General features: G+C 73.1%; 24 protein-coding genes. 13 read left to right on the plus strand and 11 right to left on the minus strand.

Translation table 11 applies throughout. The features are described 5' to 3' along the window. Window positions 1–30: 30 nt before the first annotated feature. From ABZ342_RS29875 to ABZ342_RS29895, 5 genes are all read right to left on the minus strand, one after another. Entirely contained in the window at window positions 31–1,200 is a 1,170-nt protein-coding gene (locus tag ABZ342_RS29875) for a VWA domain-containing protein (protein WP_360479799.1), read from the minus strand. Beyond that, a complete protein-coding gene (locus ABZ342_RS29880) occupies window positions 1,197–3,377 on the minus strand; it encodes a DUF5682 family protein (protein ID WP_360479802.1) in 2,181 nt (726 codons plus the stop codon). Before ABZ342_RS29880 ends, ABZ342_RS29875 begins: the two co-directional genes overlap by 4 nt. Then, window positions 3,374–4,459 (minus strand): AAA family ATPase, encoded by a 1,086-nt coding sequence (locus ABZ342_RS29885; RefSeq protein WP_360479805.1) that lies wholly within the window; start codon window positions 4,457–4,459, stop codon window positions 3,374–3,376. Before ABZ342_RS29885 ends, ABZ342_RS29880 begins: the two co-directional genes overlap by 4 nt. Further along, the gene (locus tag ABZ342_RS29890) at window positions 4,456–5,841 is read right to left on the minus strand and encodes a DUF5691 domain-containing protein (RefSeq protein ID WP_360479808.1); all 1,386 of its coding nucleotides are present in this window, start codon (window positions 5,839–5,841) and stop codon (window positions 4,456–4,458) included. Before ABZ342_RS29890 ends, ABZ342_RS29885 begins: the two co-directional genes overlap by 4 nt. Before the next feature lie 217 nt (window positions 5,842–6,058). Beyond that, window positions 6,059–7,378, minus strand: coding sequence for an SWIM zinc finger family protein (locus ABZ342_RS29895; RefSeq protein WP_360479811.1), 1,320 nt, complete (start codon window positions 7,376–7,378; stop codon window positions 6,059–6,061). A gap of 135 nt (window positions 7,379–7,513) precedes the next feature. Between ABZ342_RS29895 and ABZ342_RS29900 the strand changes: the two genes are divergently transcribed. Beyond that, on the plus strand, window positions 7,514–8,017 hold the full coding sequence (locus ABZ342_RS29900; protein ID WP_360479814.1) for a PadR family transcriptional regulator: 504 nt from the start codon (window positions 7,514–7,516) through the stop codon (window positions 8,015–8,017). Further along, window positions 8,017–8,616: a GyrI-like domain-containing protein gene (locus ABZ342_RS29905; protein ID WP_360479817.1), complete on the plus strand. Its 600-nt coding sequence runs from the start codon at window positions 8,017–8,019 to the stop codon at window positions 8,614–8,616. Before ABZ342_RS29900 ends, ABZ342_RS29905 begins: the two co-directional genes overlap by 1 nt. Here ABZ342_RS29905 and ABZ342_RS29910 read toward each other — a convergent pair. The 3 genes from ABZ342_RS29910 to ABZ342_RS29920 all read right to left on the minus strand — a co-directional run bounded on the left by ABZ342_RS29910 (window position 8,601) and on the right by ABZ342_RS29920 (window position 12,137). After that, window positions 8,601–8,864, minus strand: a complete 264-nt coding sequence (locus tag ABZ342_RS29910) for a hypothetical protein (protein ID WP_155546285.1) — start codon at window positions 8,862–8,864, stop codon at window positions 8,601–8,603. The two genes, ABZ342_RS29905 and ABZ342_RS29910, sit on opposite strands and share 16 nt — an antisense overlap. Next, window positions 8,864–10,930, minus strand: a complete 2,067-nt coding sequence (locus tag ABZ342_RS29915; RefSeq protein WP_360479820.1) for an AMP-binding protein — start codon at window positions 10,928–10,930, stop codon at window positions 8,864–8,866. The genes ABZ342_RS29910 and ABZ342_RS29915 overlap by 1 nt, the downstream gene beginning before the upstream one ends. Window positions 10,931–11,198: 268 nt before the next feature. Beyond that, the gene (locus tag ABZ342_RS29920) at window positions 11,199–12,137 is read right to left on the minus strand and encodes a WYL domain-containing protein (RefSeq protein WP_360479823.1); all 939 of its coding nucleotides are present in this window, start codon (window positions 12,135–12,137) and stop codon (window positions 11,199–11,201) included. Window positions 12,138–12,221: 84 nt separating this feature from the next. Between ABZ342_RS29920 and ABZ342_RS29925 the strand changes: the two genes are divergently transcribed. Beyond that, on the plus strand, window positions 12,222–12,614 hold the full coding sequence (locus ABZ342_RS29925; protein WP_360479826.1) for a VOC family protein: 393 nt from the start codon (window positions 12,222–12,224) through the stop codon (window positions 12,612–12,614). Here ABZ342_RS29925 and ABZ342_RS29930 read toward each other — a convergent pair. Further along, window positions 12,568–13,008, minus strand: a complete 441-nt coding sequence (locus ABZ342_RS29930; RefSeq protein WP_360479829.1) for a hypothetical protein — start codon at window positions 13,006–13,008, stop codon at window positions 12,568–12,570. The two genes, ABZ342_RS29925 and ABZ342_RS29930, sit on opposite strands and share 47 nt — an antisense overlap. 86 nt (window positions 13,009–13,094) lie before the next feature. Here ABZ342_RS29930 and ABZ342_RS29935 point away from each other — a divergent pair, with 86 nt between their 5' ends. Genes ABZ342_RS29935 through ABZ342_RS29960 form a run of 6 tightly spaced genes read left to right on the plus strand, consistent with a single transcriptional unit; the run spans window position 13,095 to window position 18,450 of the window. After that, the gene (locus ABZ342_RS29935; RefSeq protein WP_360479832.1) at window positions 13,095–13,946 is read left to right on the plus strand and encodes a helix-turn-helix transcriptional regulator; all 852 of its coding nucleotides are present in this window, start codon (window positions 13,095–13,097) and stop codon (window positions 13,944–13,946) included. Continuing rightward, window positions 13,943–14,131 (plus strand): DUF397 domain-containing protein, encoded by a 189-nt coding sequence (locus ABZ342_RS29940; RefSeq protein ID WP_360479835.1) that lies wholly within the window; start codon window positions 13,943–13,945, stop codon window positions 14,129–14,131. The genes ABZ342_RS29935 and ABZ342_RS29940 overlap by 4 nt, the downstream gene beginning before the upstream one ends. A 49-nt stretch (window positions 14,132–14,180) precedes the next feature. Beyond that, complete coding sequence (locus tag ABZ342_RS29945) at window positions 14,181–14,930, plus strand: 3-hydroxybutyrate dehydrogenase (protein WP_360479838.1); 750 nt, start codon at window positions 14,181–14,183, stop codon at window positions 14,928–14,930. Between the two features lie 42 nt (window positions 14,931–14,972). Further along, entirely contained in the window at window positions 14,973–16,310 is a 1,338-nt protein-coding gene (locus ABZ342_RS29950; protein WP_360479841.1) for an MFS transporter, read from the plus strand. Window position 16,311: 1 nt separating this feature from the next. Then, window positions 16,312–18,189 carry a GAF domain-containing protein gene (locus ABZ342_RS29955; protein ID WP_360479844.1) on the plus strand — a complete coding sequence of 626 codons (1,878 nt, stop codon included), beginning with the start codon at window positions 16,312–16,314 and terminating at the stop codon, window positions 18,187–18,189. A 42-nt stretch (window positions 18,190–18,231) separates the two neighbouring features. Beyond that, window positions 18,232–18,450, plus strand: a complete 219-nt coding sequence (locus tag ABZ342_RS29960; protein WP_360479847.1) for a hypothetical protein — start codon at window positions 18,232–18,234, stop codon at window positions 18,448–18,450. 374 nt (window positions 18,451–18,824) lie between these two features. Here ABZ342_RS29960 and ABZ342_RS29965 read toward each other — a convergent pair whose 3' ends face one another. Beyond that, a complete protein-coding gene (locus tag ABZ342_RS29965) occupies window positions 18,825–19,973 on the minus strand; it encodes an MFS transporter (protein WP_360479850.1) in 1,149 nt (382 codons plus the stop codon). Window positions 19,974–20,003: 30 nt separating this feature from the next. Between ABZ342_RS29965 and ABZ342_RS29970 the strand changes: the two genes are divergently transcribed. Then, complete coding sequence (locus ABZ342_RS29970) at window positions 20,004–21,014, plus strand: LacI family DNA-binding transcriptional regulator (protein WP_360479853.1); 1,011 nt, start codon at window positions 20,004–20,006, stop codon at window positions 21,012–21,014. On the opposite strand, the gene ABZ342_RS29975 is transcribed toward ABZ342_RS29970, so the two are convergent. Further along, complete coding sequence (locus ABZ342_RS29975) at window positions 21,004–21,897, minus strand: NADP-dependent oxidoreductase (RefSeq protein WP_360479856.1); 894 nt, start codon at window positions 21,895–21,897, stop codon at window positions 21,004–21,006. The two genes, ABZ342_RS29970 and ABZ342_RS29975, sit on opposite strands and share 11 nt — an antisense overlap. Window positions 21,898–21,946: 49 nt before the next feature. Here ABZ342_RS29975 and ABZ342_RS29980 point away from each other — a divergent pair, with 49 nt between their 5' ends. The 3 genes from ABZ342_RS29980 to ABZ342_RS29990 all read left to right on the plus strand — a co-directional run. Then, on the plus strand, window positions 21,947–22,483 hold the full coding sequence (locus ABZ342_RS29980) for a helix-turn-helix domain-containing protein (protein WP_360479859.1): 537 nt from the start codon (window positions 21,947–21,949) through the stop codon (window positions 22,481–22,483). 79 nt (window positions 22,484–22,562) lie between these two features. Further along, window positions 22,563–22,775: a hypothetical protein gene (locus tag ABZ342_RS29985; RefSeq protein WP_360479862.1), complete on the plus strand. Its 213-nt coding sequence runs from the start codon at window positions 22,563–22,565 to the stop codon at window positions 22,773–22,775. Next, window positions 22,772–24,987, plus strand: a 2,216-nt coding sequence (locus ABZ342_RS29990; RefSeq protein ID WP_360479865.1) for a TOMM precursor leader peptide-binding protein, incomplete at its 3' end; no start/stop codon positions are given. The genes ABZ342_RS29985 and ABZ342_RS29990, both read left to right, overlap by 4 nt.

A 24,987-nucleotide genomic window follows, 5' to 3' on the forward strand; every position in this document is an offset into this window, starting at 1 on the left:
ACCGCGCGCGGTCGAGTTTCATTCCGCAACTCAGCTGGTCTCCCGGGCCACCCAGGCCTGCAGGTCGTCGCCCCGGACGGCGGCCGCCATCAGCTCCGGGAACTGGTCCGGCGTGCACGCGAACGCCGGGACCCCCAGCTCCGCCAGGGCCGCCGCGTTCTCGTGGTCGTACGACGGCGCGCCCGAGTCGGACAGCGCCAGCAGCGTCACCACCTGGACGCCCGCGCCGACCAGCTCGGCGATCCGGTGCAGGAGCTCCTCTTCGTTGCCGCCCTCGTACAGGTCGCTGATCAGCACCAGCAGCGTCTGCTCGGGGCGGCCGACCAGGCCCTGGCAGTACGCGATCGCCCGGTTGATGTCCGTGCCGCCGCCCAGCTGCGTGCCGAACAGGGCGTCGACCGGGTCGGCGAGGTGCTCGGTCAGGTCCGCGACCTCCGTGTCGAACGCGACGAAGCTCGTCCGCAACGCCCGCATCGACGCCAGCACCGCGCCGAACAGCCCCGAGTACACCACCGACTCCGCCATCGAGCCCGACTGGTCCACGGCCAGGATGACGTCGCGCTGCACCGACTGCTGGCGCCGGCCGTAGCCGATCAGCTGCTCGGGCACGATCGTGCGCAGCTCGGGGGAGTAGTGCTTGAGGTTCCGGTGGATCGTGCGCGCCCAGTCGACGTCACCCGGCCGCGGCCGATGCGTGCGCGACGCCTTGTCCAGCGCCCCCTTGATCGCCGCGCGCGTGCGCTCGGCCAGCCGCTGCTCCAGCTCCTCGACCACCTTGCGGACGACCTCGCGCGCCGTCTCCTTGGTCTCCTCCGGCAGGACGCCGTTGAGCGACAGCAGCGTCCCGACCAGGTGCACGTCCGGCTCGACCGCCGAGAGCAGCTCCTTCTCCAGCAGCATCCGGGTCAGGCCCAGCCGGTCGACGGCGTCGCGCTGCATCACCTGCACGACGGTGCTGGGGAAGTAGCGGCGGATGTCGCCGAGCCAGCGCGCGACCCGCGGCGCCGACGCGCCCAGGTTCGCGCTGCGCGGGCCGCCCGTCGCTTCCTCGTCCGGCTTGTCGTACAGGGCGGCCAGCACCGCGTCGACCCCACTGTCCTCATCGGACAGTTGAGCGTCGGCCAGTCCCGACCCGGGACCCGCGCCCTCGGCGCCCAGCACCAGGCGCCAGCGCCGCGTCCGCTCGGTGTCCGTGCTCAAGCTCCCACCCCCAGCAGGGTCGCGAGGACCGGCAGCACGCGCTCCGCCCGGTCCTCGTCCAGTTCTTCGGCCATGGCCACGACCGCCGCGGTGCCGGTGAGCCCGGCCGCACGGTGCCCGATCGCCCGCTTCTCCGGCCCGCTGAACGCGCCGAAAGTGCGGCGCAGCAACGGAAGCACTTCGGTGAAGACGTCGTCGTGGATCCCCGCGAGCCACGCGTCGATCACCCGCAGCAGGCCTTCGTCGTGCACCAGCAGCAACGCACCGCCGTCGAAGAAGCCTTCGACGTACGCCGCGCCCGCCGCCGGCGCGATGCCCGGCGTCAGGGCCCGCCCCAGCCGCAGTTCGATGTCCAGCGCGTCGAGCAGCCCGGCGTCGTGCAGGATCCGGGTGAGCCGCCCGGCCAGCAACGGCGGCAGCGACGGCCGTTCGGCCAGCCGCGCCAGCGCCGCGAGCCAGCGCTCCTTCGGGTCGTCGCCCAGCAGCGACGTCGCGTCGTGCACCCCGTCGACGAGCTGGGCCATCCGGGCCGCGGCGTCGTCGTCGATCCCGTGCGTCGCCGGTGGCAGCCCGGCGCAGATGCGGTCGAGCATGCGGTCGGCGACCGCGCGCAGCGCCCCGGTGTCGGTGCCGCGCACGTTCCCGTAGCGAGTCGCCCGGGCCAGCGCGGGCAGCGCCGACATCAGGCGGGCGACGTCTGCGTCCGCCGCCGCCCGCGCGTCGAGGGCGGCCAGCGCTTCGGGCAGCGCCTCCGGCAGGTCGGCGAGCAGGCAGTTCTCGACCGCCGTGGTCACCTCGTCCAGCGGGGGCGTGCCCTCGACGGTGTCGCGGACCGCGCTCGTCGCCGCCGACGGCACGGTGGTGCCGTGCACCGCGGCCGCCACCAGGTCGACCTCGAAGGCCGGTTCCCAGCACAGCGCCCAGGTCTCGCGGAACGTGCCCTTGTTCCGCCGGGCCGACGCCTCCCGGCTGCCCCACTCGATGCCGAGGATCCGCAGCCGGTGCAGCAGCTTCGAGCGGTCGAGCCCGCCGGGGGTCCGCAGGTCGAGGTCGAGCTCCTTGACGATCGGATCCTTCTTGAGCCGCAGGCGTTTCGCCGTCGCGGTCAGGTCCGCGGCCAGCGGCGGCTGCGGCACGCGGTCGGGCACCTCGCCGAGCCGTTCGCCGACCACCAGCCGCCGCGTGACCAGCTCGACCTGCACCTCGTCGCCGCCGCAGAGCACGGACCGGGTGGCTTCGGTGACCTCGGCCAGCCCGGCCGACGACCGCCCGCGCAGCGTCGCGAGGGTCTCGGCCAGCCGGACCGCCTCGATGACGTGCGCGGTCGAGACGGGCAGGTCCTCCTCCCGCAGCACCGCCGCGACGCCGGCCAGCCAGCGTGTGGTGACGTTCTCGGCCGTGGTGAAGAGGTGGTGGTACCAGCCCGGCGAACGCACCCCGGCGCCGTAGCCGCTGGCCGTCGCGAGCCGCCCGTGGGTCCACGGCACCCAGGTGCACGAGACCTTCCGCTTCGGCAGTCCTTTGAGGATGGCCTGGTCGTGCGACGCGGGCGGCAGCGGGTCGGCGAGCGCGGGCACGTGCCAGGCCCCGCAGACGACGGCGATGTTCTCGAAGCCGTCCTTGCGGGTGCGGCGCAGCACCGAGCGCATGTAGGCCTCGCGCCGGGCTTCGTTGCCGCGCGGCGGTTCCTCGTCCTCGCGCACCGCGGTCATCGCGTCCGCGATCACCTCGAACGGGTTTTCGCTGTCCCGCCGGGACTCGACGACGTCGTCCCACCAGCGTTCCGGGTCGTCGTAGCCACCGGCCGACGCCAGCAACGCCAGCGGGTCGACCGGCGGGCCCGCGTGCTCGTCCGGGCCCGCGGCGAACGTGTTCGCGGCCGGGAGGTCGCAGAACCGCACCGGGATCCCGGCCTCCCGCGCGTAGGCGAGCGCCTGCCACTCCGGGCTGAAGACGGCGAACGGCCAGAACGCGGCGCGCGAGACGTCGTCGGTCGCGTACGCCAGCAGCGCGACCGGCGGCGCCATCGCCGGGTCTTCGGTCAGCTCGACCAGGACGTCGGCCTCGGGCGGGCCTTCGATCAGCACGACGTCGGGTTCGAGCTGCGCGAGCCGCGTCGCCACGGCCCGGGCCGAACCCGGGCCGTGGTGGCGGATGCCGAGCAGGTGCGTCGTCACGAAAGCTCCTGGCCCGCCCGGTAGAAGTCGGCCCAGCCGTCGCGCTCGCGCACGACCGTCTCGAGGTACTCGATCCAGATCGCGCGGTCGGCCACCGGGTCCTTGACCACCGCGCCGTGGATGCCGGCCGCGACGTCGTGGGGGCGCAGCACGCCGTCACCGAAGTGCGTGGCCAGTGCGAGCCCGCCGGTGAGCACGCTGATCGCCTCGGCCGTCGAGAGCGTGCCGGACGGCGACTTGACCGCCGTGCGGCCGTCTTCGGTGCGGCCCGAGCGCAGCTCGCGGAACACCGTGACCACCCGGCGGATCTCGGACAGCTCGGCGGCTTCCGTGGGCAGCTGCAGCGACGTGCCCAGCTCGGCGACCCGGCGGCTGACGATCTCGACCTCCGCCTCGGCGCTGTCCGGCAGCGGCAGCACGACGGTGTTGAACCGCCGCCGCAGCGCGCTCGACAGCTCGTTGACGCCCTTGTCGCGGTTGTTCGCCGTCGCGATCAGGTTGAAGCCCGGCCGCGCCTGCACCTCGGTGCCCAGCTCGGGGATGGGCAGCGTCTTCTCGGAGAGGATCGTGATCAGCGAGTCCTGGACGTCGGCCGGGATGCGTGTCAGCTCTTCGAGCCGGGCGAGCTTGCCGTCCCGCATCGCGTGCAGCAGCGGGCTTTCGACCAGCGCGGCGGCGCTCGGGCCCTCGGCGATCAGGCGGGCGTAGTTCCAGCCGTAGCGGATGGACTCCTCCGACGTGCCCGCGGTGCCCTGCACCAGCAGGGTCGAATCCCCGCTGATCGCGGCGGAAAGGTGCTCGGACACCCACGTCTTCGCCGTGCCGGGCACGCCGAGCAGCAGCAGCGCGCGGTCGGTGGCCAGCGTCGCGACGGCGACCTCGATCAGCCGCCGCGGGCCGACGTACTTCGGCGTGATCACGGTGCCGTCGGGCAGGGTGCCGCCGAGCAGGTACTCGACGACGGCCCACGGCGACAGGTTCCAGTTGGGCGGCTTGGCCCGCTCGTCGGCGGCGGCCAGCGCGGCCAGCTCGGCGGCGTGGTCCTGTTCGGCGTGCGGCCGGAGGACGGTGGCGGCGGTCATGCGAGCTCCTCGTACATTTCGCGGCGGAAGTTCAGCGTTTCGGTGAGCGCCCGGCGCCACGGACCGGCGTCCATGGTCAGGCGGGTGGTGGCGAGCGGGTGGCGGAGGCACGCGGCGGGGACCGCACGGGCGATCACGACGGCGGCGTGCGAGACCAGGCGGTGGTCGTCCTGGCGGGCGATCCAGTCGAGCAGGGCGATGCCGAGTTCCTTCGTCCACGGCCGGGGCAGCTCGTGCACCAGCCGCGCGAACGACTCGACGGGCAGCCGGCTCACCAGGTGCCCGACGGTGGCGGCCTGGCTCGCCGGGCTCAGCACGCCCAGCAGCGGCGGCGTGGTGCGGCCGCCGGGGTCGGCGCCGATCAGCGCCTGCGCCCAGGTTTCGTCGCGCTGGCGCAGGGCCGCGGTGGCCCAGGAGTCGCGCAGCACGCCGGCCGGGCAGCCTTCGACGGTCATCCGCACGACCTCGGCGGGCGGCCCGAACTCGGTCCAGAAGGCCAGCGGAGCGGCGGCGGCGAGGGTGCGCAGCCGGACGGTGCCTTCGCCGCGTTCGCCTTGGGGGACGGTGACTTCGAGCACCCGGCCCTTCCGGCGGACGAGGGGCCGCAGCCGGTCGGCCATGGTCTCGCCGTACCGGGTGCCGGGCAGCCGCCCGAGCAGATCGGCGGCCCGTTCGCGCACGGCGGCGGCCCGATCGGTGAGGGCGGCTTCGAGGAAGGCTTCGTCTTCGGCGCCGACGTGCCCGGCGAGCACGCCGAGGAAGTCCGACCGGACGTCGGCGGGTTCGCTCTTCCAGGATCCCGCGAGGGCTTCGCGGGCGACGCCGGGATCGTCGTCGAGCTTGGCGGCGAGCCAGCGGCGGCGCTGCGCGAGGCTGCCGTACTGCCAGACGTCCTTTCCGGCCTCGGGCGGCGCGGAGAGGAAGGCCCAGTCGGGGTTCCGCTGCCCGAGCCACGCCCCGACCGGCCCGGCGACGGCGACGAGCGGCCCCCGCAGCGCGACCTTGCTGCGCGCGGCTTCGGCGAGCAGGGGGAGGGTTTCGGGCGGGACGCGGTAGTCCGTGCCGGCGACGATGCCGAGCCATTCGACGAGCAGATCGGGATGACTGGCGGCGAGCAGCCGCGCCAGCCGTTCCCGCGCGAGGGGAGGAACGAAGGGCCGCTCGTCGGGCGAGGCGACGGGCAGGGGACGGACATCGCTTTGGGCCCGCCGCCCGGCCCGCCGGTAGGTGGTGAGCACGGCCGCCGCGGCGAGCAGCTGTTCGGCGGGGTCTTCACGGCCTTCGAGGAGGCTTTGGACGGCGGGAGGCTGGGTGGCGGGGTCGACGGTGCGCCGGCGGGTGCCGAGGAGCGCGGTGCCGACGAGGTCTTCCCAGGCTTTCACGGCTTCACCGCCTTCCGGGGTGGGTGGGTCGGGGTGGTGGGGAGGTGCGCTCGGACGTCGGTGGCCGCGGTTCGGTTCGGCAGCCGTGGTGTCGGGAAGCCTGGGCAGGCCGCGTGAGGTGGTGTGGCCGGGCTCGAGGTGATGGGAAAGCTCGTGATTGCCCCTACAACTGCCGGAAGCTTCTCGTCGGCTCGTTCGTGAGGCGCGTCGGAAACGATCACAGCCGCACCGCCCGGTCGTCCTGCCAGCACATCAACGGCCGCAACCCCGACTGGCTCCACTCGCCCGCCACCGTCAGCGGCCGGCCGGCCGACATCGCCAGCAGCGACCACGGGAACGCGTACGGCACCAACGGCAACGCCGTGCCGTCCTTTTCGGACAGACACCAGCCTCCCGCGTGCTCGGCCGGGGTGACCCCCGACAGCAGCACCGGCCAGCGCTCCAGCCACGGGTCCGCCGCCATCGCCCGTGCGTACGCCGCCAGTGCGTCCGCGATCGAACCGCCCTCGGTCGCCGGGGCCGGCAGGGGGATTCCGCGCTCGGCCACCATGGCTCGCAACGGGGCCGCGCCCGGGTAGAACGCCAGCTCCGCCGTCAGCAGGTGCCCCGGTGGCAGCGACGCGTCCAGTGGACGGCCCGGTGGCGCGAACGACAGCACCAGCGCGTCCCGGCCCGTCAGCCGGCCGCGCAGCCACGTGCGGCGCGTCAACAGGCGGTCGTTCTCCTCGTCCGCCGCGCCCGTGATCAGCCACTCGTCCGACACGCGCTCGCCGTCCGAGAGGACCCGGGCCGTTTCCACCGAAAAACCGAGCCGCGTGCGGACCGTCTCCGCCAGCGGGGCCGGCAGCGTGTCCAGCCGAGTGGCCGCGTCCGCCAGCAGGTACAGCAGGGACAGCTCGCCCAGCAGCGCCTCCGGCCAGTCGCGGCGGCCGACGATCGCCGCCGCCCTGCGCAGGCCGCTCGCCAGGCCGGACGCCTGCGCGTCGACCATCCGGGCGGCCACCGTGCGCAGCTCTTCGCCGCCGCCGCGCTCGAAACCGGCGAAGCCCGCGCCGATCCGGTCGGTCAGCCAGACCTTCAGCTCGGCGACGCCGCCTTCGACGCGCGCCGCCCGATCCGAAGCGCGGCGCGCGGCCGCTTCCTCGTCCTTCGGGCCGGCCGCTTCCGCGCGTTTCTCCGCCCGCTGGGCGCGATCGGCGCGTTCGGCGAGCCAGGTGTGCACCCACTCGGGTGGTTCGGCCGTGTCCAGCTGCCGCGCGGCCCACAGCATCAGCAACCCGAGGGCGTGCTTGCACGGGAACTTCCGGCTGGGGCAGGAACACCGGAACGCGGGCTCGGCGAGCTCGACGCACGTTTGGTACGGCTTCTTGCCGCTGCCCTGGCAGAAGCCCCACACGGCGTCCTCGGACGCACCCGCGCCCGACCACTTCGCCGGCGCGGCCAGCGCCCGGCCCGCCTTCTCCGAAGCGGGATCCGGCGCGAGCCCGGCCACGCGTTCCGCGGTCCACGGCACCGCCGTCACCACCTGTCCCCCCACTGGTTTCCCTTGCCGTCCGGTCGGATTCCCCAGGCTAGTGGCCCGGGGACGCTTACCCGGTGAAGCATGCCAGCACCCACCGACAATTTCCGGCGACCTTGACGACCGCTAGTATTCCAGCACTAGAATAGTGCCGTGCTGACCGACGCGGAACTGACGGTGCTCGGCCTCGTGGTCGAGCGGCCGAGACACGGCTACGAGCTGGACGAGGTCGTGTCGGAACGCGGCATGCGCGACTGGACCGCCCTCGGCTTCAGCTCGATCTACTACGTGCTCGGCAAACTCCGGGACCGCGGCTTGGTCGCCGAGGTCACGGGGGAGCGGGCGCACGCCAAGGCCAAGAAGACCTACACGGCGACGGACGCGGGCCGGCGGGCGTGCGCGGCCGCCGCGGAGGCAGCCATCGCCGAACTGCGCCCGGTGCACCCGCCGGTGCTCGCCGGGCTGGCGAACAGCCCTTCGATCCCACCCGAACGGCTCAGCGCGGCGCTGGCCCGGCGCGCGGAAGCCGTGCGGGAGCGGCTGGCCGAGGTCCGGCGCGCGGCCGAGGCCGAGGCGCCGCCGTTCGTCCGGGCGATCTTCGACTACTCGATCAAGCAGCTCGAGGCGGAAGCCGAGTGGCTGGAAGGACTGACCTGATGCCCTACGACGTCAAGAAAGACCTGAAGCAGCTGTACGCGCCGAAGAACACCGACTGGGCGCTGCTCGACGTGCCCGAGCAGCAGTTCCTCGCGATCGACGGCCGCGGCAACCCGAACACCGCCGACAGCTACCGGAAAGCCGTCGAAGCGCTGTACGCCTTCGCCTACACGATCAAGATGACGGCCAAGCGCACCGGTGCGGACTTCGTCGTCGGGCCGCTGGAAGGCCTGTGGTGGGCCGAGGACTACGCCGCGTTCACCGTGCGCGCCAAGGACTCCTGGCAGTGGACGATGCTGATCTCGCTCCCGGGCACCCTCGGTGAGGACGCCGTCGAGGAAGCCCGGGAATCGGTGCGGCGCAAGAAGAAGATCGACGCGCCCGTAAGACTCGAGAAGCTGCACGAGGGGCGCTGCGCGCAGGTGCTCCACGTCGGCCCGTACGACGACGAGGGTCCGCTGCTCGCCCGCCTGCACGGTGAATTCCTCACGGAGCACGGACTCGCGGAGACCGGCCTGCACCACGAGGTCTACCTCGGCGACCCGCGCCGGACCGAGCCCGCGCGGCTCAAGACCGTGCTGCGTCAGCCGGTCGGCTGATCGAGGTCGGCCAGGCCGCTTTCCCAGCGCTCACGCCGTTGCGCGGACGTCTGCTCCCACCACGGTTCGCCGCGCTCGCCCAGCGCCACCTTCGCCAGCTGGGTGCGCTCCCGGTCCTGCACCCGCCGCGCCGCCATGAGGTGCTTCTGCAGGCGGTCGCGGACGTCGTCCGGGATCTCCGGATCGGTGGCCCGCCACCGACGGCCGTTCACGACGATGTAGCGGCCGTCGGGCGTGTGCTCGGGCATCAGTAGTCGCTGCTGACCGGCCAGGTGTCGTCGTGCAGCAGGCGCTTGAGGATCTTGCCCGTCGCGTTGCGGGGCAGGTCCGGCACGAAGTACACGTCGCGCGGGACGGCGAACCGGGCCAGCCGCTGGTGGATGTAGGCCCGGATGTCCTCGGCGTGCAGCGAGGCGCCGCGCCGCGGCACGACGTACGCCGCGAGCCGCTGACCGTACTCCGCGTCCGCCACGCCGACCACCGCCGCGTCGTGCACGCCGGGCAGCGCCACCAGCGCTTCTTCGACCGGGCGGGGAAACACGTTCTCGCCGCCGGACACGATCATCTCGTCGGCGCGGCCGGTGACGAACAGGCGGCCCGCCGCGTCGAGGTAGCCGACGTCGCCGGTGGCCATCAGGTCCGCCGCCCGCGCCGGGTCCTTGCCGTTCGTGTAGCCGTCGAACAGCATGTCGTTGCCGACGAAGATCTGGCCCTCGCCGCCCGGCGGGACGGGCTTGCGCTCCTCGTCGAGGATCGCGACGCGCGTGCCGAGCGGGCAGCGCCCGGCCGTGCCCGGCGCCGCGCGCAGGTCGCCCGGGTCGGCGATGCTCGCCCAGGACACCTCGGTCGAGCCGTAGAAGTTGTAGAGGACGTCGCCGAAGGTGTCCATGAACTGCGTGACGAACGTGCCGGACATCGCCGACCCGCTGCTCGCGACGATCCGCAGCGACGACAGGTCGTAGCGCGCCCGCACCCGCTCGGGCAGGTCCATGATGCGCTGCAGCATGATCGGCACGGCGAACAGCGCGTCGCACTTCTGCTCCGCGATCGCCCGCAGCGTCTCCTCCGCGTCGAACTTGCGGATCAGCGCGAGCGACGCCCGCAGCGCCATGCCGAGCTGCATCGCGGCCAGGCCCCAGCTGTGGAACAGCGGCGCCGCGACGAGGATCCGGTCGCCGGCGCGCAGCGGGATCCGGTCGAGGATCGCCGCGGCCGTCCCCATGCCCTTGGGCGTGGGGCGCCGCGCGCCCTTCGGCGTCCCGGAGGTCCCGGACGTCAGCACGACGACGCGGCCCGGCCGGTCGACCGGCTTGGGCGGGTCGGCGGGCGCGGCGTGGATCAGCTCGTCGACGGTCGGGTAGCCGGTTTCGGCGTCCGGCCACGTGCTGATCCGGGCGAAGTCGCCCGGGACGTTCGCGATGGTCTGCGCGAACTCGTCGTCGGCCAGCACGGCGGCCGGCTCGTGCTCGGCGAGCACGTCCTTGACCGAAGCCGCGGACAGGCCGGTGTTGAGCAGGATCAGGTCGGCGCCGAGCTTGCTGGCCGCGACGAACGACTCGACCATCGCGGCGTGGTTGCGGCACATCAGCGCGATCCGGTCGCGCTCGCCGACGCCGAGCTCGCTCAGCCCGTTCGCGAGCCGGTCGCTGCGCTCCTGGACCTGGCGGAAGGTGCGGAGGCTGCGCTCGTCGTGCAGGGCGGGCTCGTCGGGGACGCGGGCCGCGGCGGCCTGGTAGCCGCCGGCGATGGTGGCGCCCCACTGGGCGAGCGAGCTGAGCTGGCGGGCGATCTTGTCCGGGCGGCCCGCGGACAGGACGCCGGCGCGCACCAGGACGCTCGTGGTGCGCAGCTTCGTGGCCTTGTTGCCGTCCCGGTCGGCGTCGGGGTCGGACTGCCCGGCCAGGTGCAGGTCGAGGCGCCGCGCGAGGGCGCGGACGTCCTTCTTCACCGAAGACACCAGATCCAGGTGCGACGGCGGCAGCATCATCCGGACGAACAGCTCGGTCTTCCCGCCGGCCAGCGGTCTCAGCTCGAGCGAGACCCAGGCGCCCTCGTCGGGGACGCCGCACCACACGACGTGCTCGCCCGGCCGGTACACGACGGCCTGGACCTGCGCTTCCATCACCCGCCCGCGCTCGGGCACGATCCGGATCACGCCCCTGGGCCCCCGGCCGCGCGCGGCGTGCTCCTGGATCTCGCACCCGGCGATCTCGGGCACGAACCTCGAGTACCACTCTGGCGAACCGACGATCTGCCACACCACGTCCGGCGTGTGCCCGACCACCGCACTCGCCTCGACCACATCGTCACGCATCGTCGTCTGCCCTCACCGAAGTGTCACCGAACACACGTTCAGGTCACGGAGGCGTCACAGTAACAGCAAACGGGTGATCACGGATACTCCGAACGGCCAGATACCGGAGGGTAACGGACACTCGTAGTAGGCCTGCTCAATGTCCACTGTGGAGTGATTAACGCCGTTCACGGAGCTTAGCGGCCACGGGGTGTGTGCGCAGGCCTCCGACCGCGCCTCGAATGACTCGGTCAGTCCCTTTGTTGACCCGAATGGGGCATTCACGACATCAGGGTGTATAGCGGGCAACCAGCTCGGCTCCCAGCCGGGCCAGCTCGGCCCGGACGGACTCCGGGCCCTCGACCTCGACGAGCCCGCCCCAGCCCGCCAGCTCCTGCGCGATCATGATCGGCGCCGGAGCGGCGACGCGAGCGCGTACCCGGTCTTCGGGCAGCTCCGCGACCAGCTCGCAGTGCCGGCCGAACCGGTCGCGCAGCACGCCGAAGTGGCGGCGGCCGAGCACCACGTCCGCGGTGAGGAGCGACCGGCGCTTCTCGATCTCCTCGACGACCTCTTCCCACACCTTCGCCAGTTCGAGGTCCGCCGGGCGGTCCGCGGCGTCGCCGGTGGCGGCCGCCTCGACGATCCGGTCGACCCGGAACGTCCGGCGGCCCTTGTCCGTCCCCGCGACCAGGTACCAGACGTCGTCCTTGTCGACCAGGCCCCACGGGTCGACGAGCCGTTCCGTCTTTTCGCGGCCGGCGTAGGTGAGCCGGACGCGGCGGCGCGCGATGACGGCGTCCCGCAGCAGCGAGACCATCGGCGGCCGCTCCTTCACGCGCTCACCCCAGCCCGCCTGGTCGACCAGGACGGCCTCGGCGGCCGCGGAGGCGTCCGCGCGGAACGTGCCGGGCAGCGCGCCCATCAGCTTCCGCAGCGCCGACTTGACCTCGGGCGCCGCCGCCGCGGCCGGGCCGGCCAGGAGGAACAGGGCCTGTGCCTCGCGCGCGGTCAGGCCGGACAGGTCGGTGCGGGCGCCCCCGACCAGCCGCCAGCCCCCGCCACGGCCGGGCTGCGGGTAGACGGGGACGCCGGCCGTCGAGAGCGCTTCGAGGTCACGGCGGGCTGTCGCGACGGAGATCTCCAGCTCGGCCGCCACTTCGGCGGCCGTGACCCGGCCGCGCGTCTGCATCAGCAGGAGGGTGGCCACGAGACGGTCGGCGCGCATGGGGGAAGTCTCGCAAACAAAGTGCTCATTCGGTGCGCACTTTCACTCCGCATGATGGCGTCAGACCGCTTGAGAGGAGCAGCCATGCTGCGAGGAATGGCCACTGTTTCGTACTTCGCCGACGACCACGCGGCCGCGCAGGCCTGGTACACCGAGTTCCTGGGGATCGAGCCGTACTTCCAGCGGCCCGGGTACGCCGAGTTCCGGATCGGCGACTACCAGCACGAACTCGGCCTCATCGACCGCAAGTACGTCCCCGCGAGTATGGGCGGGGCGAGCGGCGAGATCGTCTACTGGCACGTCGACGACCTCGAGGCCACCGTCGCCCGCCTGCACGAGCTGGGCGCGAAGGAGTACGAGCCGATCACCGAGCGCGGGCCCGGGTTCGTGACGGCGTCGGTCGTCGACCCGTTCGGGAACGTCCTCGGCGTCATGACGAACGTGCACTACCTGGCGGTGCTGAAGGAACGCTCATGAGGCGGTAGGCCTCCTTGACGCACTTGTCGCAGCGCTCGTGCCGTTCGGTCTTGCCCGCCGGATCGGTGCCGTAGAAGGGGAAGCAGCCCGCGCCGCAGCCCGAGAAGTAGATGAGGCCCAGCCGGACCTCGCCGCGGCCGACGTAGTGCGCGAGACGGCGACGCGGATCCGGCCCGCACTCGGGGATCCAGCCGTGGGCGGGCAGGCGGGCGGCGGCGATGTCGTCGAGCACGCCCGCCCGGCTGATCAGGTCCGCGCCGAGGCAGGCGAGACGCTCGCCCAGGTCGCGCATCCCGTCCGCGCGCAGGGGCGGGCCGGCGAGCCAGGAGACGTCGCCGGCGAGGGTTTCGGTCAGGTCGCGCAGACGGGTCAGCAGCGCGTGGTCCGGGTCCATGACCTGCAGGAAACCTGACGCGGATTTGTGACACCAGCCGAAGTGGAGGTGCCGGAACTGTCGGACCCCGGTGACAGAATGCGGTCATGGCGACACCCTTCGCGACACCCCGGGCGAGAGCGCTCGGCTTCGGGCTGCGTGCCTGCCGGACGGACCGGGACCTCGGCGTGCGCGAGCTGGCGAGGTTGATCGGCGTGCTGCCGCAGGAGCTGTCCAACTGGGAGTACGGGAAGCGGATTCCCAAGGTGGAGCAGGTGGCGTTGCTGATGGGGGTGTTGGTCGTGGAGCCGGGGGAGCGGGCCCGGCTCCTGGAGCTGGCGAGCAACGCGCGGGAGCTGAGCTGGCTGGAGAAGGCGGTGCCTGGGGTAGCGCCGAGCGCGGGGGCTTACGCCGAGTACGAGCGCGCGGCGGAGGCGATGTTCGATTGGGAGCCCGCGGTGGTTCCGGGGCTCTTCCAGACTCCGGACTACACCCGGGCTTTCCTGGCCGCCGGTGGGTTGCCGCCGGACCGGATCGCGACGGTGATCCAGGCGAGGATGGCTCGGCGCAACGTGCTCACCCGGCATCACCCGCTCGCCTACCACGTGCTGGTGGGGGAGGGAGCCTTGCGCAGCGGGGTCGGCGGCGACCAGGTGATGGTGGAGCAGCTTCGGTACCTCCGGCAGGCCTCGGTCCGAAGCAACGTGAGGTTGCAGGTCTTGCCCGCGGGGTGCGGTGCCCATGCCGGTCTGCACGGCAACTTCGCGGTGCTCGACTTCGCCGCGCTTCCGTCGATCGTCTTCGTGGAGCTCTACCAGGCCAGCGCTTACCTCTACGATGACGATCAGGTGGCCGGTTACCGCAGAGCGGCGAAGGACATGGCGGCGCTGGCGATGGATGAACGCGAAAGCGCGGAGTTCATCGGGGAGGTGATCGCCGACCTGGGAGGGAACCAATGACCGTGTGGCGGAAGTCCAGTTACTCGGGCGAGGACAAGTGCGTGGAAGTGGCGCTTGGACCTGCGGCAAAAATCCGCGACACCAAGGACCGCTCCGGCGGCACCCTCGAAATCTCCACCCGATCGTGGCAGGCCTTCCTGATCGGCCTATGTCCACCGTCGCCACAGGATCTTCGCAAGCTGTAGCTCTCTCGCACATAGCCCGCGACCCGGGTCACGCTTACCGTTCCCGTCCATGACCAGCGATCTGGACGGGCGCACCGCCCTCGTCACCGGCGGGGCCTCGGGCATCGGCCTGGCCTGCGTCCGCGCTCTCGCCGCGGCCGGGGCCAAGGTGCACGTCGTCGACATCGACGGTGACCGCACCGAAGCCGTCGCCGCCGAGGTCGGGGGCTGGGCGCACGTCGCCGACCTCACCGACGCCGCCACCATCGGTGCCTTGCCCGCCGAGGTCGACGTCCTGGTCAACAACGCCGGGATCCAGCACGTCGCGCCGCTCGAAGACTTCCCGCCGGACGTGTTCGCCCGCATCCAGGCGCTGATGGTCACGGCGCCCTTCCTGCTCATCCGCCACACGCTGCCGTCGATGTACGCGCGGGGCTTCGGCCGGATCGTCAACATGTCGAGCGTCCACGGGCTGCGCGCCTCGGCCTTCAAATCCGCCTACGTCGCCGCCAAGCACGGGCTGGAAGGCCTCTCCAAGGTCGCCGCCCTCGAAGGGGCCGAACACGGCGTCACGAGCAACTGCGTCAACCCCGGGTACGTCCGCACCCCGCTGGTCGACGGGCAGATCGACGCGCAGGCCGCCGAGCACGACATCCCGCGCGAGGACGTCGTCGCCGAGGTCCTCCTCAAGCGCGCGGCCATCAAGAAGCTCATCGAAGCCGACGACGTCGCTTCCCTGGTGACGTGGCTGTGCTCGCCGCACGCCGGCCACGTCACCGGGGCGTCCATCCCGCTCGACGGCGGCTGGACCGCCGCGTAACGCCGCCTGAAACCCTGTCACCACAAGGAAGTGGAGCCCGCAGTGAGTCAACCGAACCGGTCGGCGATCGCCAAGATCGTCGGCGCGAGCCTGATCGGCACCACGATCGAGTGGTACGACTTCTTCCTCTACACCTCGGCCGCCGCGCTGGTGTTCAACAAGCTGTTCTTCCCGACGGCGAACCCGCTGACCGGCACGCTGCTGGCGTTCCTGACCTACGCCGTCGGGTTCCTCGCCCGCCCGATCGGCGGCCTCGTCTTCGGCCACTTCGGCGACCGGCTCGGGCGCAAGAAGCTCCTGGTCGTCAGCCTGGTGCTGATGGGCGGCTCGACGTGCCTGATGGGCGTGCTGCCGACGTACGCGAGCGCGGGCGTCGCGGCGCCCATCCTCCTCACGCTGCTTCGGCTCGTGCAGGGCTTCGCGCTGGGCGGTGAGTGGGGCGGGGCCGTCCTGATCGTCTCCGAACACGGCGACGACCGCCGTCGCGGGTTCTGGGCGAGCTGGCCGCAGTGCGGCGCGCCCGGTGGCAACCTGCTGGCGACCGCCGTCCTGGCGATCCTCTCGGCGATGCAGTCCGACGCGACGTTCCTGGCCTGGGGCTGGCGCGTCCCGTTCCTGCTTTCCGGCGTCCTGCTGCTGATCGGGCTCTGGATCCGGCTGGCCGTCGCCGAGTCGCCGGTGTTCCTGGCCGCGCAGAAGCAGGCCGAGACGCACACCGACAAGCACGTGCCGGTCGTCGAGGTCTTCCGCGACAGCTGGCGCCAGGTGCTGATCACGATCGGCGCGCGGATGGCCGAAAACGTCTCGTACTACGTGATCACCGCGTTCATCCTCGTGTACGTCACGACCGGGCTGCACCTGCCGAAGGGCGTCGGCCTGAGCGCCGTGCTGATCGGCTCGGCCGTGCACTTCGTGACGATCCCGCTGTGGGGCGCGCTCTCCGACCGCGTCGGGCGGCGCCCGGTCTACCTGTTCGGCGCGATCGGGATGGCGTTGTGGAGCTTCGCGTTCTTCGCGCTGCTGGACACGAAGTCGTCGGCGGTGATCGTGCTGGCCGCGACCGTCGGGCTGGTGCTGCACGGCGCGATGTACGGCCCGCAGGCCGCGTTCTTTGCCGAGCAGTTCCCGACGCGGGTGCGCTACACCGGCCTCTCGGTCGGCGGGCAGCTGTCGTCGATCGCCGCGGGGGCCGTCGCCCCGCTGATCGCCGTCGCGCTGTTCTCCGCCTGGGGCAGCACCGTGCCGGTGTCGCTGTACGTCACGGCAATGTGCCTGATCACCGTGATCGCCCTGCTCGCGGCCCGCGAGACGCGGGGCGAGTCGCTGCACGACGATGGTGTCGAAGCCGTCGAGGCGGGGTCGGCGACCGTTTCGCCCTAGCATGACCGCCGTGACCGTACCGCCCGAGAACGTCACGGCCGTGCGCCGGCTGCTCGACCTGCTCGCCTCCGGGGCGAGCAGCGAGCAGCTGGCGCACGTCGTCGTGGCCGCGCGGGCCGAGGGTGTCCTCGCCCCGGCCGACCTGGCCGCGCTGGCCGGCGCGGGCGAGCTGGCCCTGCGGATCCGCGAGACCCTGGAAGAGCACCGGCGGCGCGAGGCCCAGCTCGGCGCGCTGTTCGACACCGCGAGCGAGCTCGCCGCACTGTCCGATCCGGACACCGTGCTGCGGTCGATCGTCCGGCGGGCGCGGGCGCTGCTCAACGTCGACGTCTCGTACCTGTCGCTGAACAACGAGGCCGAGAACAAGACCTACGTCCGGGTCAGCGACGGGTCGGTGTCGGCGGAGTTCCAGCAGATCGTGCTCGGTATGGGGGAGGGCCTCGGCGGGCTGGTGGCGCAGACCGCGCGGCCGTACGCGACGGCGGACTACTTCCACGACGACCGGTTCAAGCACACCCGGCACATCGACTCCGGCGTCCACGACGAAGGCCTGACCGCGATCCTCGGCGTGCCCCTGGCCATCGGCCCGAAGGTGCTGGGCGTCCTCTTCGCGTCGGACCGCGGTGCGCGGGAGTTCTCCGCGGACGAGGTGGCGCTGCTGTCGTCGCTGGCCGACCACGCGGCGATCGCCCTCGACAGCGCGAACCTGCTCGACCAGACCCGCCGCGCCGTCGCGGAGCTCAACGAGGCCAACGCGACGATCCGCGCGCACACCGAGGCGATGGAACGCGCCCAGGACGCGCACGACCGGCTGACCGACCTGGTGCTGCGCGGCGGCGACCTGCCGGACGTCGCGGCCGCCGTCGCCGGGGTGCTGCACGGTGACCTCACGGTCTACGACGCCGACCGCACGCTGCTGGCCAGCTCGGCTTCCCCGGCCCCGCTGGACCCGGACGCGCTCGCCGCGGCCCGCGCCGCCGGCCGCGCCGTGTCCACAAAGGACACCTGGGTCTGCGCGGTGCAGGCCGGCCCGGAGGCGCTCGGCAGTCTCGTGCTGACGGGCCGCGCCGCGCTGTCCGATCCGGACCGGCGGCTGTTCGAACGCGCGGGCGTCGTGACGGCGTTGCTGCTGATGCTGCGGCGATCGGTGGTGCGGGCCGAGGACGAGGTCCGCGGCGAGCTGCTGACGGATCTGCTGACCGCGCCCGACCGCAACCCGCGGGCGCTGCTCGCGCGCGGCCGCCGGCTGGGGATCGACCTGTCGGCCCCGCACGCGGTGCTGGTCGCGCACGCCGACGGCGGCTCGCGGCGGCGCGTGGCGAGCGCGGCCGCCCGGCACGCGACGCTGGTCGGGGTGCACGCGGAGGAGGTCGTCCTGCTCGGCGCGGGCGACCCGGACGAGCTGGCCCGCCGGGTGGCGGCCGACCTCGGCGCGGCGACGGGCCGCCCGGTCACGGTGGGCGCGGCGGGCCCGGCGAGCGGCCCGTCGGCGATCGCCGCGGCCCACGGGGAAGCGGCACGCTGCGTCCGGGCGCTGCTGGCGCTGGGCCGGACCGGCGAAGGCGCGGCGATGGCGGGGCTGGGGTTCCTGGGCCAGCTGCTGGGCGACCAGGCGGACCTGGACGGGTTCGTGCGGAAGACGTTGGGCCCGGTGCTGGACTACGACGCCCGCCGGGGCACGGAGCTGGTGGCGACGCTGCGGGCGTACTTCGCGAGCGGATCGCAGCTGGCGCGGACGAAGGACGTGCTGCACGTCCACGTGAACACGGTGGTGCAGCGGCTGGAGCGGGTGGCGTCGCTGCTGGGGGAGGACTGGCAGGCGCCGGACCGGGCGCTGGAGATCCAGCTGGCGTTGCGGGTGCACCGGCTGGGCGGCTGAGGCAGGCTGCTTCGGCGGCGCCCGGTCCGGCAAGATATCGGGATGCGCGAACTGGTCTACGTCTCCGACGCCAAACTGCGGCAAGTGCTGCCCGGCTTGCCGAAGGCGTCGGCGTTCAGGGGACTCGAAGGTTCGCTCGAGCTCAAGGGACCGGTAGAATTCGCTGTAGTCCTGGATGATTTTCGCGGCGTCCGGATCCTTCGCCGCGGCGTCGTCCGTCAGGAACAGTCGCATCATCTCGGCGAACTCGTGCCACCGTGAGCCGCGGAGTCGTCCGCCGGATTCGCGATCCGGACCAGATCGGGTCTCGAGCAGGTGGGGCGCGGAGCCGTGCAGCAGCAGTCGCAGCCGGCCGCCGGTCGGATACTCCGGGGTCGCGGCATCAGCGTCGTGAGCACGGGCGCCAAATTCGAGAAGAAGGCTTCGAAGGAGATCGACCAGTCCCTCGGGAAGGCCGTCGACACCTCGCGAGCCGCATCCGGGAGGACGTCCGGAACCTGACCCGAACCCTGCAGCCCGGGTACACGGCGGCGTGGATGGCCGGCTACGCGCGAGTGACCGCGCGCATCCCGACTGCCGACGGCGTGGTCTTGGCCGCGTCCCCGCTCTACGTCGAACACATCGACTCGCCCGGCTCAGGCGGCTGAGGCGAACGCCTTCGACCGCCACACCACGACCGCCGACGCCCACCCGCCCGCTGCCGCGATGACCACCGCCAGCGGCAGCATCCCGTGGTCCAGGCCGACTCCGCCGAGCGCGGCGCCCAGCGCGATGCCGATCTGGAACGCCACGATGTACACCGCCGACGCCAGGTCCGGCCGGTCCTTCGCCACCCGCAGGACCGCCGCCTGCAGCACCACACCGATCCCCGCCGCCGGGCCCGCCCACGCCACGATCGCCGTGCCCGCGACCACCGGTCCCGGGGACACCAGCAGCGTCAGCGTGCAGACCGCGAGACCCGCCGTCGTGACCAGCGCCGTCGCGCGCGGGTGGTGGTCGATGTGGCGGCCGATCAGGACCAGGCCGGCCAAGCCCGCCAAGCCGTGGGCGAAGAGCAAAGCCGAAGTCGCCGGACCGGTGAGGTGGACGTACCGCGCGATGATCGCCGTGATGTAGGTGAACGCGGCGAAGTGGCCGGTGACCACGAGGAGCGTCGTCACGTTGACCGGGAACTGCGTGCGGTCGACGGCGATCCGGGAGCCGGAAGCGGGGGCGACGGCGGGCATCGGGCCGACCGTCACGCGGATCACCAGCGCCGTCACCGCCGCGACGGCCGCCACCACGAGAACGGCGAGCCGCCAGCCGAAGGTCGTCCCGAGCCACGAACTCACCGACAGCCCGAACAGGAACGCCAGGGAATTGCCCGCGAACACCACCGCCGTCGCGCGGCCGCCCCGGCCGGGCCCGAGCAGGCGGGCGGCCATCGACGCGACGACCGACCAGAACACGCCGTGGCCCGCGGCCGCCACCAGCCGCGCGGCGATCGCGACGCCGTAGTTCGGCGCGACGGCCAGCACGACGTTGGACACCACGACCATCCCGAGCGTGACCAGCGCCGTCGTCCGGCGGTCCCAGCGGGACGTCAGCGCGACCAGCGGTACCACCGAGACCGCCACGACCAGCGCGTACCCGGTCATCAGCAGCCCGATCGCGGAATCGCTCACCCCCAGCCCGGACGCGAGCTGCGGCAGCAGCGCCACGGGCAGGTTCTCCGAGGTCACGGACACGAAGCAGGCGGCGCCGAGCGCGCCCAGGGCCAGCCTCGTCCGAGGTTCGACGAGCATTGTTTAACGATACACAGCTAGGGTGGGGCGATGTCCAGACCGACGATGGCCGACGTCGCGCGCCGGTGCGGGGTCTCGGCGATGACCGTGTCGTACTGCTACAACCAGCCCGACCGGGTCGCGCCCGAGACGCTGCGCCGCGTCCGCGAGGTCGCGGCCGAGCTGGGCTACCGCGGGCCGGACCCGACCGCGCGGTCGCTGCGCCGGCGGCACAACGGCGCCATCGGCGTCGTGCTCGGCGAACACCTCGCCTACGCCTTCGAAGACCCGCAGGCCCGCCGGTTCCTCGCCGGCGTCGCCGAGGTCTGCCGCGAGCGCGGCAGCGGCCTCAACCTGATCCCGACGACCGGCGCGGCGGACGACGTCGAGCGCGTCCGGTCGGCGTCGGTCGACGGCTACATCGTGTGGACGACCGTCGACGGCGATCCCGTGCTCGACGTCGTCGGCGGGCTCGGCAAACCGGTCGCGATCCACGGCGGCCCCGCGTTCGCCGGCGCGCGGGTGGTCAGCATCGACAACCGGGCGTCCGCGCGGGAACTCGCCGCGCGGACCTTCGCCGGGGCGCGCCGGCCCGCCCTGCTCAGCTTCCCCTTCGACCGCGACCGCCGGCCCCGGCTGGAAACCGCGCCGTCACCGGAAACCATCGCCTTCCCGGTCACGCGGGAGCGGCTCCTCGGCATCTACGACCACCTCGGCGACCCAGGCGGCCTGCCGGTGGCCGTCGTCGCCCGCAACGACCGTGACGAAGCCGCGAAGCAGGCCGACGCGCTCCTCGACACCGAGCCCGACGCGGTGATCGCCATGAGCGACCAGCTCGCGTTCGCCGTCCTCGACGCCGCGCGCCGCCGCGGCCTGCGCGTGCCGGAGGACCTCGCGGTCGCCGGCTGGGACGACGACCCGGACGCCGGCCGCGCCGGGCTCACGACCGTCGCGCAGTCACTGTTCGATCAGGGCCGGGACTGCGCCCTGATCGCGCTGGGCTCGCGTGAACCCGGCCGGACGGCCGAATGGACGACGACGGTCCGGACGTCTACCCGCTGACCGTCACGACCAGCTTTCCGCGCCGCGGCCCGCGTTCGGCGGCGGCGTGCGCGGCGGCCGCGTCGGTGAACACCTCCTCGACCGGCACGCGGAACCGGCCCTCCTCGAACAGCGCCGCGGCCGCCGCGAGGCCGTGACGTCCGTCCGGCTCGCCGCCCAACGCCCCGACCGACACGCGCACGCCGTGCGACGGGCCGCTGAAGTCGGCCAGCGTGACCACCGACGACGGCGTCCCGGTCAGCGCCACCAGCTCCGGCAGCGAGCCCTTTCCGGCGACGTCGAGCGCCGCGTCGACCCGGCCGGGCACCCGAGACGACAGCCCGGGACCGTACGGAACCGCCGTGGCGCCCAGGCTTTCGACGAACTCCGGGTCGCCTGCCGTCCCGATCACCCGCGCGCCCCGCGCGAGCGCCAGACCCACCGCGAGACTGCCGACTCCGCCGGACGCGCCGTCGACCAGCAGGGTCATGCCGTCGCGGACGTCGAGGAGGTCGAGCGCGCGGGTGGCCGTCTCGATCCCGGAACCCGCCGCGCCCGCCTGCTCCCACGGCATCGACGGCGGCTTCGGAGCCCAGAACGCCAGTACGGCGAACTCGGCGGTCGCCCCGCCGAGCCGGGCGACGTCGACCGCGCCGAACACCTCGTCGCCGACCGAAACGCCGGGGCCGGCCTCGTCCACGACGCCCGCGGCGTCGACGCCCGGGATGTGCGGGAGGGCGATCGGCGACCGGGACTTCCCGGCGCGGATCGCCAGGTCCACCGGCGAGACGCCGGCCGTCCGGACGCGGATCCGCACCTGGCCGGGGCCGGCGTGCGGCTCCGGAACCTCGCCTGCGGACAGGACTTCCGGCGGGCCGAACCGCTCGAATCGGGTTGCGAACATGGCGCCTAGGCTAGGAAAGATCAGCGGCGCCGAACGGGAAGTGAGAACCGTGGCCGACGAACTGACTCGGAAACGCCGGACGGACGCCGAACACAACCGCCGGCACCTCGTCGCGGTCGCGCACACGGCCTTCGCGCGCCACGGCCCGGACCTGCCGGTGCGGGAGATCGCGCGGCGCGCGGGTCTGGCCCCGGCGACCGTCCACCGGCACTTCCCGAGCCGCGCAGACCTCCTCGCCGCCGTGCTCGACGGCCAGGTCGACCGGTGCGAGCGGCAGCTGCGGGCCGCGATGGCCGATCCGGACAGCCGCCGCGCGCTGAGCCGCACGTTCCACCGCTTCGGCGAGTGGCAGGCCACGGAGCCGGGGCTGACCGGTGTCCTTTCCGGACCGGAGTTCGCCGGCCGGCGCCGCGCGCACGCCGAGGCGTTCGCGCGGCTGGTCGAGCGGGCCCACGCCGACGGCGTCCTCCGGCCCCGGGTCACGATCGACGACGTCCGGCTCGCCTTGACCGCCCTGACGTCGGCACGGACGGGCGAGTCGGCGCGGCGGCTGACCGCGGTGCTGCTGACCGGGCTGCTGACCTGATTGTCCTCATCCGGACCTGGTGGATCCGGGATCGTCCGGGCACGATGGAAGTCGCGGTATACGACATCGAGGGGGTTTCGTGGACGACTTCACACGCGCGCTCGAGACGGCGTTCGGGACCGGGGCGGTCGGGACGACGGAGTTGACGGTCGACCGGCTGGACGGCCGGGCGGCGGCCGGCCTCGGCGGAAACGACCCGGTGCGGCCGTCGGTCAGCCCTTGCCGGCTGGAACACCCGGCCTCGGCTCGCTTGTGCCGGGTCGAGGCGCCGGTGGCCGCGATCCACGGGTGACCGAACCGCCCCGGCCGCTCGTCGGATTCAAGCGCCACCTGAGTGTCGCGGTGGTGCCCGGCGACGCGGTGTACGTGCTGTCCGAAGACGAGGCCGCCGCCCTGCGCGGTCCGCACCTGGAGTCCCTGGTCCCGTTGCTGGACGGCACCCGGGACTTCACCGCGGTGCACCGCGAGCTGCCCGAGGACGTCCCCGCCGAACAAGCCGCCGGCCTGCTGGCCCGGCTCGCGGAGACACAGGTGGTCGGCCTGCGCTCCGCGGCCGGTTCCGCGGCGGATCGGCCGGCGCTGGCCTACTGGGACGCCATCGGCGGCGACGGTGAAGCCGCGACGGCCGCCGTCGCGCGCGGCCGGGTCGCGCTGGCCGGTGCGGGTTCCACTCCGGCCGCGGCGGAAGCCTTGCGCGCGTCGGGCCTGACCTTGGTCGAGCGAGCCGAGGACGCGGACCTGTCCGTCGTGCTGTGCCGGGACTACCTCGAGGCCGGTCTGTCCGAAGTGGACGCACGGCAGCGGGCGGCCGGACGGCCCTGGCTGCTCGCCAAGCCGACCGGGTCACGGCTGTCGATCGGCCCGTTCTTCACCCCCGGCGACGGCCCCTGCTGGCACTGCCTGGCCACGCGGCTGTGGGGCAACCGGCCCGCCGAAGCGCACGTCCGGGACACCCTCGGCCTGCCGGGACCGCTTCCGCGCCCGGAGGTCATGCTCGCCCCGCTGGCTGCCCTCGCGGTGAACCTCGTCGCGTTGGAAGCGGTCAAATGGCTGGCCGGGCGGCGAAATCCCGGCCAATGTGCACTGTGGACGTTCGACAGCGGTGACCTGACCGGGGAACGGCACGAGGTTCGCGCCCGTCCGCAGTGCGCCTCGTGCGGGAACCCGGAGCTGGTGCGTGAGCGGACCCGCCGGCCCGTGCGCCTGGAACCCAGGACGAAGACCGACACCGCGGGCGGCGGGCACCGCGCGGTAGCGCCGGAGCGGGTGCTCGGCACCTACCGGCACCTCGTCAGCCCGCTGACCGGCGTGGTCAAGGAGCTGCGACGCGACACCCGCGGTCCGGCCCTGTTCGCCTCCTACCGCTCTGGGCCCAACATCGCGCTGGGCCGTCGTGGCGCCGACCGGTTGCGCACGGCCCTGCGGAGCCAGAACGGCGGCAAGGGCGTCACCCCGGTCCAGGCCGAGGTGGGAGCGCTGTGCGAGGCCCTCGAACGGCACAGCGGTCACTACGACGGCGACGAAGAACGCGTACGGGCCAGCTTCCGTTCGCTGGGCGAAGCGGCGGTGCACCCCGACACCTGCCAGCTGTTCCACGAGCGCCAGTACCCCGGCCGGGTGCGGGCCCGCGAGCGCCACGGCCCGTTCCAGTTCGTCTGCGACCCGTTCGACGACGACGCCGAGCTGGACTGGACGCCGGTGTGGTCGCTCACCCGCGGCGAGCACCGGTTGTTCCCGACCGCGTTGCTGTACTTCGGCGTGCCCGCCGGACCGGGGCCGGTGTCCGTGTTCGCCGACTCCAACGGCAACGCGGCGGGAAGCACGCTCGAAGACGCCGCGCTGCAGGGGTTGCTCGAGGTCGTGGAGCGCGACGCCGTCGCGCTGTGGTGGTACAACCGCACCCGCCAGCGGGGCGTCGACCTCGACGCGTTCGGTGATCCGTGGCTCGGCGAGCTTCGCCGCACGTATGCCGGAGTGGGCCGGGACGTCTGGGTGCTGGACGTGACCTCCGACATCGGGATACCCGTGTTCGCCGCGCTGTCCCGGTGCGTCGGCGGGCCGTCCGAGAAGATCATGATGGGCTTCGGTGCGCACCTCGACCCGGCCGTCGCCCTGCGGCGCGCGCTGACCGAGCTGAACCAGATGATGCCCGCCGTCCTCGACGGGTGGGACGGCGGCGACGACCCGGACGCGGCCCGGTGGCTGCGCGAGGCCGCGGTGGCCGAGCAGCGGTACCTCCTCCCCGATCCGGCGCGACGGGCCGTCGGACCGGCGGACCACGGCTACGCGTACTCGGCCGACCTGCTGGCGGATCTGGGACTGGTGCGGGCGAAGATCGAGCGGGCCGGACTGGAGGTGTTCGTGCTCGATCAGACGCGCCCGGACATCGGCCTCCCCGTCGTGAAGGTGCTCGTCCCCGGGATGCGCGGGCTCTGGGCGCGGTTCGCGCCCGGCCGGCTCTACGACGTGCCCGTGCGGCTCGGCCGGCTGGCCGAGCTCCTGGC

The sequence above is a fragment of the Amycolatopsis sp. NPDC005961 genome, from assembly GCF_040629235.1.
Classification (GTDB): domain Bacteria; phylum Actinomycetota; class Actinomycetes; order Mycobacteriales; family Pseudonocardiaceae; genus Amycolatopsis; species Amycolatopsis camponoti.

Bases quoted from the DNA above. Each gene is read 5' to 3' on its own strand.
- ABZ342_RS29885 (WP_360479805.1), bottom strand. From the start codon at position 4,459: ATGACCGCCGCCACCGTCCTCCGGCCGCACGCCGAACAGGACCACGCC.
- ABZ342_RS29905 (WP_360479817.1), top strand. From the start codon at position 8,017: ATGCCCTACGACGTCAAGAAAGACCTGAAGCAGCTGTACGCGCCGAAG.
- ABZ342_RS29910 (WP_155546285.1), bottom strand. From the start codon at position 8,864: ATGCCCGAGCACACGCCCGACGGCCGCTACATCGTCGTGAACGGCCGT.
- ABZ342_RS29915 (WP_360479820.1), bottom strand. From the start codon at position 10,930: ATGCGTGACGATGTGGTCGAGGCGAGTGCGGTGGTCGGGCACACGCCG.
- ABZ342_RS29920 (WP_360479823.1), bottom strand. From the start codon at position 12,137: ATGCGCGCCGACCGTCTCGTGGCCACCCTCCTGCTGATGCAGACGCGC.
- ABZ342_RS29925 (WP_360479826.1), top strand. From the start codon at position 12,222: ATGCTGCGAGGAATGGCCACTGTTTCGTACTTCGCCGACGACCACGCG.
- ABZ342_RS29930 (WP_360479829.1), bottom strand. From the start codon at position 13,008: ATGGACCCGGACCACGCGCTGCTGACCCGTCTGCGCGACCTGACCGAA.
- ABZ342_RS29935 (WP_360479832.1), top strand. From the start codon at position 13,095: ATGGCGACACCCTTCGCGACACCCCGGGCGAGAGCGCTCGGCTTCGGG.
- ABZ342_RS29940 (WP_360479835.1), top strand. From the start codon at position 13,943: ATGACCGTGTGGCGGAAGTCCAGTTACTCGGGCGAGGACAAGTGCGTG.
- ABZ342_RS29945 (WP_360479838.1), top strand. From the start codon at position 14,181: ATGACCAGCGATCTGGACGGGCGCACCGCCCTCGTCACCGGCGGGGCC.
- ABZ342_RS29955 (WP_360479844.1), top strand. From the start codon at position 16,312: ATGACCGCCGTGACCGTACCGCCCGAGAACGTCACGGCCGTGCGCCGG.
- ABZ342_RS29960 (WP_360479847.1), top strand. From the start codon at position 18,232: ATGCGCGAACTGGTCTACGTCTCCGACGCCAAACTGCGGCAAGTGCTG.
- ABZ342_RS29965 (WP_360479850.1), bottom strand. From the start codon at position 19,973: ATGCTCGTCGAACCTCGGACGAGGCTGGCCCTGGGCGCGCTCGGCGCC.
- ABZ342_RS29970 (WP_360479853.1), top strand. From the start codon at position 20,004: ATGTCCAGACCGACGATGGCCGACGTCGCGCGCCGGTGCGGGGTCTCG.
- ABZ342_RS29975 (WP_360479856.1), bottom strand. From the start codon at position 21,897: ATGTTCGCAACCCGATTCGAGCGGTTCGGCCCGCCGGAAGTCCTGTCC.